The sequence below is a fragment of the Streptomyces sp. NBC_00328 genome (assembly GCF_036139655.1).
Taxonomy (GTDB): Bacteria; Actinomycetota; Actinomycetes; order Streptomycetales; family Streptomycetaceae; genus Streptomyces.
Window position 1 is genome coordinate 9938281 of sequence record NZ_CP108013.1, and the last position, 13048, is coordinate 9951328.

Consider the following 13048-nt stretch of genomic DNA (forward strand, 5'->3'; position numbering starts at 1 on the left):
TGAGTTCGTCGAAGTCGTCCCATTCGATCTGCGACGGGCGAGTTCCTGCCACCTCCTGCCTGACGGTTCTATCTGGCAGGCCCCGCGCGCTTACGCGCTGACAGGCCCCCGAAGGGGCCAGTCGGTCAGGCGGCTGAGAGACGTTCCTTGCACGCATCGCAGATCGTGAGGGAGATGCCCCGGTTCCGGCAGTCGTCGCAGAGCTGGTCGAGGATGGGTGTCACACGGCCCGCCTTGACGTCGGCCTCGTAGCGTACGACCTGACGCCAGTCCCGCATCTTGCTGAAGCCGAGGCCCAGGAGTACGACCAGGGCGGGGATCGCGAGCCACCACGTGGTCACGAGGGTGCGGGCGGCAGCAGCCCCCCAGACGAAGATCTCAAGAAGGAAGATCATTGTGCTCCTTGGCAGGCCCACCAGCCGCCAGGACCGTGCACCCCACAGTCACAGAGATCATCTTTTTCCTCAGCACACCCGTAGCCCCGGCGTCAGATCGGTCATCCGCCTCAGCGGCTCGCGGCATTGTAGACACCTGCCCTGAAGGCACAACGCGTCGCCGGGGTGTCTGTTCTCGTCTACAGCTCGAACCGGAGGTCGACGAGGTCGGTGAGTTCGACTTCGAGGCCGTGGGCGCGGCGGCCGTTGTCGCGGAAGTAGACCTCGCCGAGGGCTTCGGCGGCGATCTGGCGCAGGTCGTCCTCGTCGGTGCCGTCCTGCTGGGCCTGGAGGAGGCGTGCGGCGTGGTGGGGCGGGAGGGGGAGGGTGAGGTGGCGGACGCGGGACTGGTCGGTGCTGCCGTCGGCGGCGGTGTAGCCGAACCGGCCCTGGACGTCGATCATGATGCCGCTCGTGGTGACCGCGGCCTGCCTGGCCCGGGCTCTGACCTGCGGCTGCCAGCGGGCGAGGACCTCGGCCCCCAGTCGGTCGGCGAGCTGCGGGCGGGGGGTTTTGATCTGGTTGTTCACATAGCGCTCCACGGTGCGCTGGCTGACGCCGAGGAGTTCGGCCACCGGCTTCGTCCTGCCGCCGTGCTGTTTGACGAGGTAACGCATCTGCGCCCCGGCGGACTTGGGAACGGGGCGTGTGAACGCGCCGTGGACCGCCCGCTCGAGTTCTTCCGCGACGGTGACCATGCTGTCCCCCTTCTATTTCCCGGTGTCCGGGCCGTCGGCCCGGCCGGTCTTGATGTAGCGGGCGAGGTTGGCGATGTGGCCGTCGCCGCCGAGCTCCTCGGACTTCTCCGCCCCCCACAGCACGCTCTGGGTGCCCTCGTGCTTGACCATCCCCGGGGACACGCCGAGGCGGAAGCTGCCCGCGACGGTCTTGCCGTCGGCGCCGTAGGGCAGCACGTCCAGCGGGCTGGGTCCGTCGGCGGCGTACACGGCACAGTCCGAGAGGACCGCGATGGGGTAGCGGCCGGTGGCCGCGGCGAGGTTGAGCATCTTGCGGTGCATGTTGATCCGGGCGCGGGAGATGACGGCGGCGCGGATGTCGGGGCGCCAGGTCGGGCGGGCCAGCGCGGGCCAGGTGTTGCCCGGCTTCCAGCCTTGGCCGCGCGCCTTCTCCTGCAATTTGCCGATGCCGCCCTTGACGGTCATCTTCACCGCGTCCAGGACGATCGCCAGTTCCGCATCGCGCTGCTTGTAGCCGTCCATGGCCTCAAGGAACTCGCGCGGGCCCATTTTCTCGCCCACCCCCAGATCGGCCATGGTGGCGACGTAGGCGTCACGCAGCCGCTTGTACCAGCCGTCCAGGTACCGGCCGCTGTCGTGGCGCAGCCAGGCCTCGAGCGGGGCGACGTCATAGCCCAGCTCGACGGCGTAGGCCACCGTCGGGGTGGCGTACCAGGCCGGACCGGTGGGGCGTTCGCCGGTCGGCGTGAACGCGCTGGGCAGCAGGTCGCCGTCCAGGTTGCTCCACTGCTTGCCGATCTTCACCCGGGACGGGTCGACGTGGGAGAGGTCGACCAGCCAGGAGCCGGGCACCGCCGCATCGAACGCCGGACGCACGACGTGCACCGGGGGAGTGGCCAGGCCCACGACCGCGCCGTTCGCGGCCGCGCCGAACGCCAGGTTCACGTCGATGCCCACCAGGAAGCGCTGCATGCACTCGGCTTCCGTCATCTCCCGCGCCCAGTCGTAGGCCTCCTCCATCAGCTTCTCGTCGGGCCCGCGCACGTGGAAGCGGGGCAGGTGCGCCAGGACGGGGTGACCGTCGGTCGCCTCGCACGGCGCCGGATCCAGAGCCTGGGTTCCCAGCGAGCCGGGCCGCAGCTCGCGGTGCCGCTTGCCGTCGGCGTCGGGCTCGCTCGCGCGGGTCGGCGGATTGAGCGCCGTCATCAGGTGAAGCCCCGTCACCGCGGTGGTCCCCACCGGTGTCACGACCCGCTGCGCGTACACGCCCAGCACCCGGGCGAGTTCCGCCGGATCCAGCCGCGCGGCATGTCCCCAGGCACGGTCGTCGAGGGCGTGCCAGGAGGGGATGCACAGCTGCACGCAACTGCGCCGGCCCCCCTGTACGGGACGGTAGATCCGCGCCCACGGGCCGAATCCCCGCTTGGTGAGCTGCCACTCGGCACGCTCGAGCTGGCCCAGCACCTTGTGCCCCTCCGGAAGCCGCCCGGCGAGCCTCGCCGCCTCCGGCAGCTGGGCGGGCAGACCGTAGCGCTCACACGCCGCCGGAGTGAGGACCAGCAGCGGGTCGGCATCCTTGCCCGAACCGTGCAGCCGCTCCGCCCCCAACTGCGCCTCGCTCAGCGCCCACTCGACCAGGTCGGGCAGGGACTTGGCGGGCACGTCCAGGAGCAGACCCTCGACGCCGTAGCCGGTCACCTGACCGTCCGCGTCGGCATTCAGGACCAGCAGCGGACCATGTCCGTGCACGGTCCCGGCGTCGGGCGTACGCACAGCGGCCTTCGGCGCGCCCGGACGCCGCGAGGACGGACGGGACGGCGCGGCAGCAGGCGTCGGATGCGGCGCCTGGGCCGCGTCCCCGGACTCGGAGGCCGGAACGGGCGAGGGTGCGAGGGAAGAGGTGGGCGCGGGGGAGGGCGTGCCCGTCGCCTTCACGGGTCGCGCTGCCGTCGCACCGGACGCCTCCGGTGCGGGGGCCTCGGGCTGCGGGGCTGCGGTCTCCACGGCCGGGTAGAGGAGGGCGAGTTGGGCGAGCAGGCGCGCGTACGCCTCCCGCTGCGGGGGCCTTGGCTCGGCCTTGCCCGATTCCCAGCCGCCGATCGTCGCCCGCCGGACGTCGAGGGCCGCGGCCACCTCGTCCAGGGTCAGGGCGTGCGCCTGCCGCAGTCGCCTGCGTTCGGCCGGCGGCGGCAGCGGGGACCGGGACGCGATCAGCGCGTCGACCGCGTCGAAGAGCTCGGACATGGGACACCTCCGCTACCAACCCTATCCCATGAAACGCACATTCTGCGTACGAGTACCGTACTTTTCGCGTACGAATGATGTGCGGGCTGGTAGGATGCTCGGTTGGTGGGGCTTCAATGGGGTCTCGCCGACCTCCCCGACCGCGGTAGCCCTGTGGCTGCCGCCCCGTTCTCGGATTGAGGAAGCCCGCATGACCGTGGCCGCTGTGTTCACCCCAGACCAGCCGAAGGAGCGGCGGCGGCTGTTCGCCGACCAGGCCGAGGCCCTCTCGCGGCTGGCGCGTCATCTGCGGCGGCCCGGGACGCGCGCCCTGTACGTGTCGGCGACGGGCACCGGCAAGACGCTGGTGTCGATCCGGCTGGCGGACGAACTCGACGCTCGGCTCGTCCTGTTCGTCGTGCCCACCCTGGACCTGGCCGCGCAGACGGCGCTGGCGTGGCGCCGCGACGGGCACCTCGAGCACATGGTGATCGTCTCCTCCATGGACGTGGAGGGCCGTAGCGACCTGGTCGCCGCTCACGTCATGTCGGCCACCGACCCGCGCACCCTGGCCGCGCTGATGTCCGTGGTCGGCGACGAGGAGGACCAGATCCCCGCGCTGACGGTGATCTGCACCTACGACTCCCTGGACAAGATCGAGAAGACCCGCAAGACCCGGTACGCGGTGCCCGCGTTCGATCTCGCGGTCATGGACGAGGCCCACCGCATCGCCGGGCGCGCGGACAAGAAGTGGTCCCGTATCAACGACGCGAAACGCATCCACGCGGACCGCCGCCTCTACATGACCGCCACCCCCCGCACCTTCCTCGCCCCGGAGCTGGCTGAGTCCGCCGACACCAGCCGCCCGCGCCGCCGCCCCGGCACTCCCCAGGCCTCCGACGTCGATGCGTTCGCCAACTCCATGGACAACGAGCAGGTCTACGGCAAAAAAATCTTCGAATATCCGCTCGCACAGGCGGTGGAGGACGGCCGCGCCGCGGACTACCGCATCGTGGTGCCCACGCTGACCGACGCCGACCTGCGCCGCCGCCTGAACATGCCCGCCCCGGGCACCGCGGGCACGGCCCCGGACACCGCGGGGGAGGAGGGCGACGATGGTGCGCTGCGCACCACCGCCCTGCACCTGTCCGTCTTGCGCGCGATGACCGAGCACGGTCTGAAGAAGGTGCTGGTCTACTTCAACCTGGTCGCCGACGCCCGCCGCTTCGCCCGCGAACTCCCGCACACCCTGCGCCTGCTGGCCAGAACCGACCCCGGCCTCGTCCCCGACATCACCCCGCAGATGTTCTTCGCGCACGGAGAGAACACCCCCGCCGAACGCGCCGACACCTTCGCCGCCTTCGCGGCCGCCGACTGCGCGATCCTGGCCAACTCCCGCCTGATCGCCGAAGGCGTCGACATCCCCAGCGTGGACGCGATCGTCTTCGCCGACCCCACCCGCAGCGTCGTGCGCTGCGTCCAGGCTCTGGGCCGCGCGCTGCGCCTGGACGTCTCCGGCAAGACCGCCTCCCTGATCGTCCCCGTCTACATCCCGCCCGGCGCCGACAGCCAGGACATCCTGGGCACCGCCTACGAACCGGTGTGGGCGATCGCCTGCGCGCTGGCCGGCCACGACCACCGCATCATGGAGCGCCTGCCGGACAAGGCCAACCGCCTGCCCCGCGAGACCAGCCAGGTCATTGCGCGCCGCTGGAGTTTCGACTTCACCGTCCACCCCGAGCGCATCGCCCAGGCGATGGACCTGGTCTCCTTCGACCCCCGCGACCAGCCCGTCTCCCGCAGCCGCCGCCTCGGCCTCGCGGCCGCCCAGAACTACCGCGACGAAATGGGCCACCTCGACGTCCCCGCCGACTACACCGACCCCACCGGCTACCGGCTGGGCACCTTTGTCGCCACCATGCGCGACGCCCGGACAGCCGGCCGCCTCGAAGCCGACTGGACCGCCGAACTCGACGCGCTCGACATGATCTGGGACAAGCACGCCGCCGCCTGGCGCGCCCGCCTGACCGCGGCCGCCGACTACCTGCGCGCCCACGGCCACCTTGCCGCCCCCGCCACCACCCCCGTCGGGGCCTGGCTCGCCGAACAACGCCACCTCGCCGCCCACGACCGGCTCGACGCGGCCCGCGCGCAGGATCTGACCGCCCTCGCCCCCGACTGGCGCCTGCCCCACGGCGCGGACTGGCACCGCAAGTACCACCTGCTGCGCGCCCACCTCGCCACCGGCGCCGACCCGGCCGCCCTCACCCGCGACATGGTCCTGGCCGGGGTGAAGATCGGGTCCTGGCTGCAGCGTCAGCTCACCACCTGGCCCGCCCTCACCCCCGGCCAGCGGCAGATGATGACCGCGCTCCGCCTCACTCCTCAGACCAACCCGCTCACCCCCGACCGCCGCACCCGCCGCAGCTTCGAGGAGACCGTCCAGCTCCTGGAACTCTTCCTTCACCGCGAAGGCCGCGCCCCCGCCTCCCGGGAGGAGATCGTCGTCGACGGCGACACCGTCAAGCTCGGCGCCTGGCTCGCCAAAGCCCGCACCAAACACCGCGACGGCCAACTCCCCGAAGCTCACGCCCGCCTGGTCGCCACGCTCTTCGACGGCGACTGGACGACCGAGGGCGCCGTCCCCGCCGCCGTGGCGTAAGCCCATTTCTGGGCTGCCGCCTCGAGGGCCGGGACCCAGCACGGTGGCCACGAGGTCAGAACCCCGAGGGGCGTGCGCTGGCTGTCCGCGCGCCGGGAACCGGCGGCCAAGCGCGGGAAGCGACTGCGTAGCCCAGGTGCGCGCAGGCATCATCACGGGCATGGACATCGGAGGGCGCCGCAAACGGCGGATATGGCAGACGGTGGGCTGGTGCGGCGGGGGAGCAGTAGCAGCGACCGCGGCCTACGCCGGGGTGCAGCTGACCCGGGGCGGGCTCAGCCTCTCGGACACCGTGGGGCTGCTGGGCCTGCCGATCGGCGTTGCCGCGCTGGTGGTTTCGGTACTGGCGCTGCGCAGCCAGCAGGGCAACGAAGCAGAGCAGGCCCGCGGCTGGGCCGCGACGCTGGCCGTGCAGGTCGCCACCGGTGAAGGCCGCGTCTACGAACAGCTCCTTGGCAACGACACCGTCCCCATCGACCTCGCCTACACCCTCCGCCCCGCCCCCGGCCGTGCCGCCACCGCACCCCCCGCAGGCCGACTCCTTCCCACCTCCCACCCACCCACTGCCCTGCTGCTCCCGGCCTCGCATCCGACGGAAGTGCCGGATGTGGCCGCGTACTGGCGCGCCATCCGGCCCTGTCGCCTGGTGATCACCGGCCCGGCCGGGTCGGGCAAGACCGTCACCGCCCTCGCCCTGATCCTCGCGCTGCTCAAGGACCGCGCCGAGACCGACCCGGTGCCACTACGCATCCCCCTGCCCCTGTGGGATACCGACACCCCCCTGGACATCCTGCTCACCGAACGTCTGGTCCGCGCTCACGGCTGCTCCCGGGCGCAGGCGGCAATCCTGGTCGGCCACGGCCTGGTCCTGCCGGTACTGGATGGCCTGGACGAGATGGACCCCCTTCCGGTCAGTGGCGCCCCCGACCCCGAGGCCTCGCGGGCCCGCACCGTCCTGGGCCAACTGGACGGCTACCGGCTTCGCGGGGAGCCGGGACCGGTGGTGCTGACCTGCCGCACCGCCCACTTGGACGCCCTCGGCAACCGCGGCGTCCTGCGCGATGCCGCCCGCATCGACCTTGCCCCCGTCCCCCCGCACGACGCGGTGACCTACCTGACCGCCCGGACCAACGACCCGGCCCGCTGGCAGTCCCTGACCGACCGCCTGACCACGAACCCCACCAGCACCCTGGCACGCCTGCTGTCCACGCCATGGCGGCTGTGCCTGACCGCCACCGCCTACCACCACAGTGGCAACCCAGACGAACTCACCGCCTACACCACCGAACAAGCCCTGGACGACCACCTGCTGGCCTGCTTCATCCCCGCCACCACCCACCCACCCTCCCGCCTCACTCCCGCCACCGCCCACCTCAACCCCCGCGCCTACACACCACAGCAGGTCCACCGATGGCTGCACCACCTCACCGGCGCCCTCACCCCGGCCCCCACCGCACCTGCCTCGGCAGGTGCGAAAACCGACCTGGTGCTGCACGAACTGTGGCCCCTGGCTGGCCGAACCCACGTCCGCACCCTCGACGCCATACTGACCGCCGGCGCTGTACTCCTCACCCTCTCCATGGCCTGGACCACAACCAGCCCCGGAACTACGACATGCCTGATCATTCTGTTCGCCGCCATCGCTGCGGTGACGGCGCAGGCCAAGGCAGGACCCCCACGCCGACTGGGGCTCCCCGTACGCGCCCGCCCAAGACGCATCCTGGCGGCGGGGCTGGCGAACGCGCTGCCAGTCGGACTGACGGTCGCACTGGCGTCCGGGCTGGCCATCGGGCTTCCAGCCGGGCTGGCCTACGGGGCGACATCCATGCTGATGGCCGGGCTGCCGTCCGGAATCAGCCGACCGCTCTCCAGGGAGGCACGCCCCTGGCATCTACTGCGAGACGATCTCTGGGCGGGGCTGACACTTGGAGTGTTGATGGCGCTGACCCTCGGACTGGCGTCAGGACTGGCGTCGGGCCTGATGGCTGGGCTGACCCTCGGACTGTCGTCCGGGCTGATGGCTGGGCTGGCATGCGGGCTGACGTCCGGCGTGGTGCGTCGTTACGCGGTGTTCCTGCTGTGTTCCCGAGGCCAGTTGCCCTTCCGGTTGGTGGTGTTCCTGGACTGGGCCTGTGAAGCCGGGCTGCTCCGCTACGCCGGCCCGGCCTACCAGTTCCGTCACCGTGAGCTGCAGCAGTGGCTGACCACCCGCCCCGAGCCCGCAGAGCCCCTGCCCGGCCCATAACCGCCCGGCGCCCCCGGCGTGAACCGCAGTCATCCTCGCGAGGCTGTCCATATCGGTCGGTGAGTTGTCAGGGGCGGCCTCTACCGTCGAGGGCATGACCAGTCCGCCGAACTCCCCTGGCAACGCATGGGTGTTGCGCGAGCCCGGCCATCGACCCGATCGGCTGTGCGAGCCTGGCCCTGCCGCCGGGCGCCGGTGCGTGAACGGGCGGCGGCTTCGCCAGCCGGGTACGGACCCGGGCAGCCACCCCGGCGCCCAGGGCAGCGGTATACACGCGACTTTGCGGGAAAGTGGAAATGGTATTTCCGTACGGCCGTGAAAACTCTCCTCCGGATTCTTGTCCCGTGAACTGCCGCATGAACTGTGCCGACGGTTGCTTTTCCGGGACGCATAGCATTCATGTCTGAAGCATTTCAAATGCTGCCGACGGGAAAGTTCTGGCACGCCCTGAAATTGGGGGTGGGGATTGTGAATCCTGCCCGGGGCGCGCTAAAATGACTGTGCCCGAAAGTCCGGCAATGCCGAACCTCCGGGCGCAGTCTTGGAAAATTGTTCTCCCGGGAATCTCTGGACTGCAAGACCAGATGGGATTCCCGGGAGGGGTTTCCGGACTGCCGCAGGGTGCGGGGCCACCGGCAAGTGGCTCCGGCCCTGCGGGCCTACAGCGTGTCGATGACCTGCGCGAGCAGGCTGATCAGCTTGCGGAGCGCGGGCCACAGCCAGTGCTCCGTGGTGTAGATGCTGTAGTACACGGTCGCCGTGACGACGTGGAACGCGAGGACCCACTTCCACCAGCGGCGAGCGTCAGATCCGGTCACCTTGCCGCCGGAACTCTCGGGAACCGACTCGTTGGTGCCGGACATCCTTGGCCTTTCTCTTCGAGGCTCTCCTTTTTGCGAGAGTCAGGTTATCAAGGCGCTCTCCCGTCGTTTTCTCCCGGCGAAGTTGATCACCTTTTCGATCTTACTTCCCGGTCTTTTCGATGGGTAATTAGCCCGCTTTTTTCCGCTATCGTGATCGAATTCATTTGCGGCCGCCCCGATTTCTTGTGAAGTGCGTCACATCACGCTCTCTCGGGGTGGGGAGGCCGAGGGGCGGCGCTGTCCGTCCGTCCTCGACGCGCACTGCCGTCGGTTCGGACCCGTCCACCCCGTCCCCTCCTGCCTTCCATCTTCTTCATCGCGCGGGGCGCGGAGGTCGGGTACCGGGCTCTTCAAGATCTTTTAGCCGGTTCGCGGCGAGGGGCCCTATCAAGGAGGGCCGTTGTCGAGCGAGGACTGGCGCAGTCCGGGCGCTGCATGAGTTCGGCGCAACTCGCTGCCGCCGACGGCGGCCGGACCGTCGGCTCCTGCACGCACACGGCCCAGCCGCAGAGCCCGCGCGCCAGCCTCCCTGACCTGGCAGGGAAGCCGGCGCACCGCATCGCCATCCGCGGGCGCAGGTGTTGCCGAACGCCGGATTCAGCCCCCTGCGGTGGACGCGTTGCCGCAGACGTTCACCGGGACGTCGATCGGGACCTGGACCACGTTGCCCGACAGCACGCCGGGGCAGCCCGACAGCAGCCGTTGACGCAGGTGTTGCCGAACACCGGGTTCAGCAGCGCGTTCACGACGATGGTGTTGCCGCAGACGTTCACCGGCACGTGGCATGCCCCGCCTCTTCGACTCCGACACCCTCCGGTTCCGCGCTGTCCTGGTCCGCCTCCGATTCGATCTTCGTCATGGCTTCGCCCTTCAGAACCATCGGCATCCCCAGCCGGAAGGGCACAGGCGTTCTGTCGGACAACGGCCAGAAAGTCTCCTCCCCGTCCGTCAGGTATCCGACAAGAGACATAGCCGTGGCGTAGACGTCCGGCAGGCTGGCAGAGAAGCGGTGCGTGCTCAGCAGGAACTGAGCATGCGGTTCCGCTGACCCCTGCGGCAAGGTCGTGCACGCCCCTAGGAGCACGAAGCGATGTGCCAGCGACGGACCCCCTTCCGCGGTCCACCATCCGTCCGGCACGGCCATCGCGCAGTGAACAGCATCCACATCCACGTCGAAGCCGGTGCCCAAGGCGGCGGGGACCCGCCGGATCTTCAACGGGGCGTGCGGCACGACCACATCCACGGGTTCGCCCTGCAAGGGCTGCGCCGAGATCTGGATCTGCGACACCTCCTGGCGGGCGGCGCGCAGGCCTTCGGCCTGCCGCCGCGTCTTGTCCAGGAGGCCGGAAGCCATCTGGCGGACCCGTTCGGCGACCCGGACAGCCGCACGTACATCGTCTCGGGCCTGCGCGGCAGCACGTACCGCCGCACGCAGATCGTCCCGTGCCTGCCGCCGGGCCTCGTCGAGGATCCCGGCGGCATCGCGGCGGGCCTGCTCCGCGATGCGGGCGGCTTCAGCCCGGGCGAGAGCCACCCGGTCCACCGTCACCGGCTCAAGCCCACGGGTGAAAACGCCACAGATATCCCCAACATCGGGCATCCCGTCCTGACCGGCCGTCCTGACCGGCTGGCCGGTGGTCCCGCGCGGCACGGACCCGTCCGCCCCGCGCGGGATCAGGCTCCCGCCGGCCTGTACCACGCCCAGAGCGAAGCTGGCGATCTCCCGCGCGTCCGTCTCCGCCAGGGTCGCCTCGGCACCGGGGACGCCGTGGCGGGCGGCCACCTTCAGCCACCGCCGCGCCTTGTCGTACGCGCCGCGCTCCAGGTACTCGTGCCCCAGCCCGTACGCCTCGTAGCCAAGGACCGCACCCTCGGCCTCGTTCACGAGCTCGGCGCGCTCGGCCGCGCTGCGGCTGTTGAGCCGCTGCATGACCGCGGCGAACCCGGCCGCCTGCGCTGCGCTCGGGGAGCCGTGCTCCTGCGGCACATCCTGCCCGTTGTCCTCCACGCGCTTCATCGACGCACCTCCTTCACCGCTGCGACCGTCTCGTACGTCTCCATCCGCGGCGACTGCCGCAACGACGCCCGTGCCTTCGAAAGGATCTTCTTCATGTTCTCGACGCCCACCTGGAGTACCGCGGCGCAATCCTTGGTCGAGAGCTCCGCCACGTAGTGCAGCAGCAAGGCCTGTCGCTGCCGTTCGTCCAGTTCAGCCAGTGCACGCTCGAGGTCCAGGCGCACCTCGATGCCTTCGAATCCGGCCTCCCCGTACCATCCTCCGCCGACGGCGAGGATCTCCAGGTCGGCCACCTCGAAGGTCAGCTCCCGGCCCGCCTTGCGCAGATGGTCGTTCAGACGGCAGCTGGCGATCCAGTACAGGAGGGCCACCGGGTTGTCGTGGTCGGGGTTCTTCTGCCAGTAGAGGAAGAACTGCTCGAACACGTGGCCCTGGAGATCACCGGCGTCGTCGCGGCCGACCTTGCGCTGCAGGTAGCGCATAAGAGGGCCGAACTGATCGGTGTAGAACGCGGCGAACTGCTGCCCGCCGTCAACCGCGCCGCCTGGCTCCTGCGGGTACGCGTACTCTTCCCCGGTCACCGGCGCCTCTCCGTCCGGCCCGCCATACGGCCGCCCCGTCCTGGAACTGCGGCGGCCGCCCAGCCGAGCCGGTCGGCGAAGGGGCCGCCCGGCCGTCCCTGCGCCCGAGAGCCGCCCTGTGCGGACACCCCCTTACACACTGGCCACTCCTGCACTTCGCCTACCGCCCTGTTCCTCGTGGTCCGCGCGCTTTCACCCTCTTCATCGCGCGGGCGACCCGGATCGGGTAACGCATCCTCCAAGATCTTTTAGAAGACCCGGGCAGGGACGGATCCGGCCGGGCGCTCGCTGCCCGCGAAGCGGCCACGGACACAGCACCGACGAATCCCCGGCCAGCGCCCATCACCGCCCAGCCCGGTCTCTGGCGGATGCGTCCGGACCGCTGCGGTCGGCCACCGACGAGCCCCCTCCCGCAAGGCCGACACCCCCGCACGCGCCGTGAGGTCCGTCAGGGCTGCACGCGGGCGTGGTCGAGACGGCGGTGGACCATCGACAAGGTGGTCAGCAGTTCCAGTAGTTCTTCGTCGCTGACGGGCCGGTTCAGACGCGGATCGTGGGCTGTGGGATTGCGGTACATGCTGCCCAACCCCTTGATCAGCATTGCGAACCCCTTCTGCTCCCCGGTCTCCGTCGGTGTCGTACCGGTGTTGACGGCCACCCGCGGTGTGCCGGTGGCCCCGGGCATGAGGACGGCGTCGACGAGCTGGGATCCGTCCAGCTGTTCGCCGGTGAGCTGCCGCAGCCGGTCCAAGACGGACTTGGCGGCCTCCAGACTGGCGTGGAAGGCGTTCTTCGTCAGGATCTCCCGGGTGCAGTAGGCCAGGACCTGTGGGTGTGTTCCCCGCCGGCGCAGCTCCGCCCGCAGCGAGTTGGCGTGCCGGGCCGCTTCGTCCAGGGTGCTCGCGGCCGGCCCCCGTGCCACCTGTCCCGCCTCGTTGACTCGCAGGCCGGCATGGACCAGGACCTCGTTGAGGTCGTCACGGCGCCGGGAGAACACCTCGAGCCGCTGCGCATAGCGCACCGGGGCCATCGCCTCGGTGATGAACCGGATCACGCAGTTCGACGCCCCGTCACGCGCCTGCCGCGCCAGCAGGGCGCGGGCCAGCCGCTCACGCTTGTTCGATCCCTCAGCATCCGCAACGCCGGTCAGAGCGAGCAGGTGATCGATCTCCCGGCCGGTCAAGCCGTCGTTCGTGGCGGCGAGGACGTCGGAGACCGCAGTGACCGTGGCGGGCGACCAGAGGGGGTGCTTGGTGGAGGCGCTCATGCCAATGCCCTTCCTGGGCCTGCTCCGTGTACAGGCCAGCCGACCAGGATGACACCAA

10 protein-coding genes and 1 pseudogene are annotated in these 13048 nt (G+C 70.4%); 2 read left to right on the forward strand and 9 right to left on the reverse strand.

Annotation, left to right across the window (positions count from 1 at the left end; translation table 11 throughout):
• Positions 1 to 125 precede the first annotated feature (125 nt).
• From OG485_RS43725 to tap, 3 genes are all read right to left on the reverse strand, one after another.
• A complete protein-coding gene (locus OG485_RS43725) occupies positions 126 to 395 on the reverse strand; it encodes a hypothetical protein (protein WP_328663219.1) in 270 nt (89 codons plus the stop codon).
• A 179-nt stretch (positions 396 to 574) separates the two neighbouring features.
• Complete coding sequence (gene tpg / locus OG485_RS43730; RefSeq protein WP_328663217.1) at positions 575 to 1132, reverse strand: telomere-protecting terminal protein Tpg; 558 nt, start codon at positions 1130 to 1132, stop codon at positions 575 to 577.
• A gap of 12 nt (positions 1133 to 1144) precedes the next feature.
• Positions 1145 to 3376 carry a telomere-associated protein Tap gene (gene tap, locus OG485_RS43735; protein ID WP_328663215.1) on the reverse strand — a complete coding sequence of 744 codons (2232 nt, stop codon included), beginning with the start codon at positions 3374 to 3376 and terminating at the stop codon, positions 1145 to 1147.
• A 190-nt stretch (positions 3377 to 3566) separates the two neighbouring features.
• Here tap and OG485_RS43740 point away from each other — a divergent pair, with 190 nt between their 5' ends.
• Together OG485_RS43740 and OG485_RS43745 are read left to right on the forward strand one after the other, a co-directional pair.
• On the forward strand, positions 3567 to 6017 hold the full coding sequence (locus OG485_RS43740) for a DEAD/DEAH box helicase (protein WP_328663213.1): 2451 nt from the start codon (positions 3567 to 3569) through the stop codon (positions 6015 to 6017).
• Between the two features lie 160 nt (positions 6018 to 6177).
• Complete coding sequence (locus OG485_RS43745; RefSeq protein WP_328663211.1) at positions 6178 to 8262, forward strand: NACHT domain-containing protein; 2085 nt, start codon at positions 6178 to 6180, stop codon at positions 8260 to 8262.
• A 659-nt stretch (positions 8263 to 8921) separates the two neighbouring features.
• Here the strand turns inward: OG485_RS43745 and OG485_RS43750 are convergent.
• The 6 genes and pseudogenes from OG485_RS43750 to OG485_RS43770 all read right to left on the reverse strand — a co-directional run bounded on the left by OG485_RS43750 (position 8922) and on the right by OG485_RS43770 (position 12990).
• Positions 8922 to 9125, reverse strand: a complete 204-nt coding sequence (locus OG485_RS43750; protein ID WP_328663209.1) for a hypothetical protein — start codon at positions 9123 to 9125, stop codon at positions 8922 to 8924.
• A gap of 597 nt (positions 9126 to 9722) precedes the next feature.
• Complete coding sequence (locus tag OG485_RS44195) at positions 9723 to 9773, reverse strand: hypothetical protein (RefSeq protein WP_328674191.1); 51 nt, start codon at positions 9771 to 9773, stop codon at positions 9723 to 9725.
• Positions 9758 to 9907: pseudogene (locus tag OG485_RS43755) on the reverse strand (chaplin); the annotation flags it as partial. The pseudogene OG485_RS43755 and the gene OG485_RS44195, both read right to left, overlap by 16 nt.
• Complete coding sequence (locus OG485_RS43760) at positions 9895 to 11142, reverse strand: hypothetical protein (protein ID WP_328663207.1); 1248 nt, start codon at positions 11140 to 11142, stop codon at positions 9895 to 9897. The gene OG485_RS43760 and the pseudogene OG485_RS43755, both read right to left, overlap by 13 nt.
• Positions 11139 to 11723, reverse strand: coding sequence for an RNA polymerase sigma factor (locus OG485_RS43765; RefSeq protein WP_328663205.1), 585 nt, complete (start codon positions 11721 to 11723; stop codon positions 11139 to 11141). Before OG485_RS43765 ends, OG485_RS43760 begins: the two co-directional genes overlap by 4 nt.
• 448 nt (positions 11724 to 12171) lie before the next feature.
• Complete coding sequence (locus tag OG485_RS43770; RefSeq protein WP_328663202.1) at positions 12172 to 12990, reverse strand: TIGR02391 family protein; 819 nt, start codon at positions 12988 to 12990, stop codon at positions 12172 to 12174.
• Positions 12991 to 13048 lie beyond the last annotated feature (58 nt).

What these genes read in the sequence shown, in the direction of transcription:
- OG485_RS43750 (WP_328663209.1), bottom strand. Translation starts at nt 9,125, where the DNA reads ATGTCCGGCACCAACGAGTCGGTTCCCGAGAGTTCCGGCGGCAAGGTG.
- tpg (WP_328663217.1), bottom strand. Translation starts at nt 1,132, where the DNA reads ATGGTCACCGTCGCGGAAGAACTCGAGCGGGCGGTCCACGGCGCGTTC.
- OG485_RS43770 (WP_328663202.1), bottom strand. Translation starts at nt 12,990, where the DNA reads ATGAGCGCCTCCACCAAGCACCCCCTCTGGTCGCCCGCCACGGTCACT.
- tap (WP_328663215.1), bottom strand. Translation starts at nt 3,376, where the DNA reads ATGTCCGAGCTCTTCGACGCGGTCGACGCGCTGATCGCGTCCCGGTCC.
- OG485_RS43725 (WP_328663219.1), bottom strand. Translation starts at nt 395, where the DNA reads ATGATCTTCCTTCTTGAGATCTTCGTCTGGGGGGCTGCTGCCGCCCGC.
- OG485_RS43745 (WP_328663211.1), top strand. Translation starts at nt 6,178, where the DNA reads ATGGACATCGGAGGGCGCCGCAAACGGCGGATATGGCAGACGGTGGGC.
- OG485_RS43760 (WP_328663207.1), bottom strand. Translation starts at nt 11,142, where the DNA reads ATGAAGCGCGTGGAGGACAACGGGCAGGATGTGCCGCAGGAGCACGGC.
- OG485_RS43740 (WP_328663213.1), top strand. Translation starts at nt 3,567, where the DNA reads ATGACCGTGGCCGCTGTGTTCACCCCAGACCAGCCGAAGGAGCGGCGG.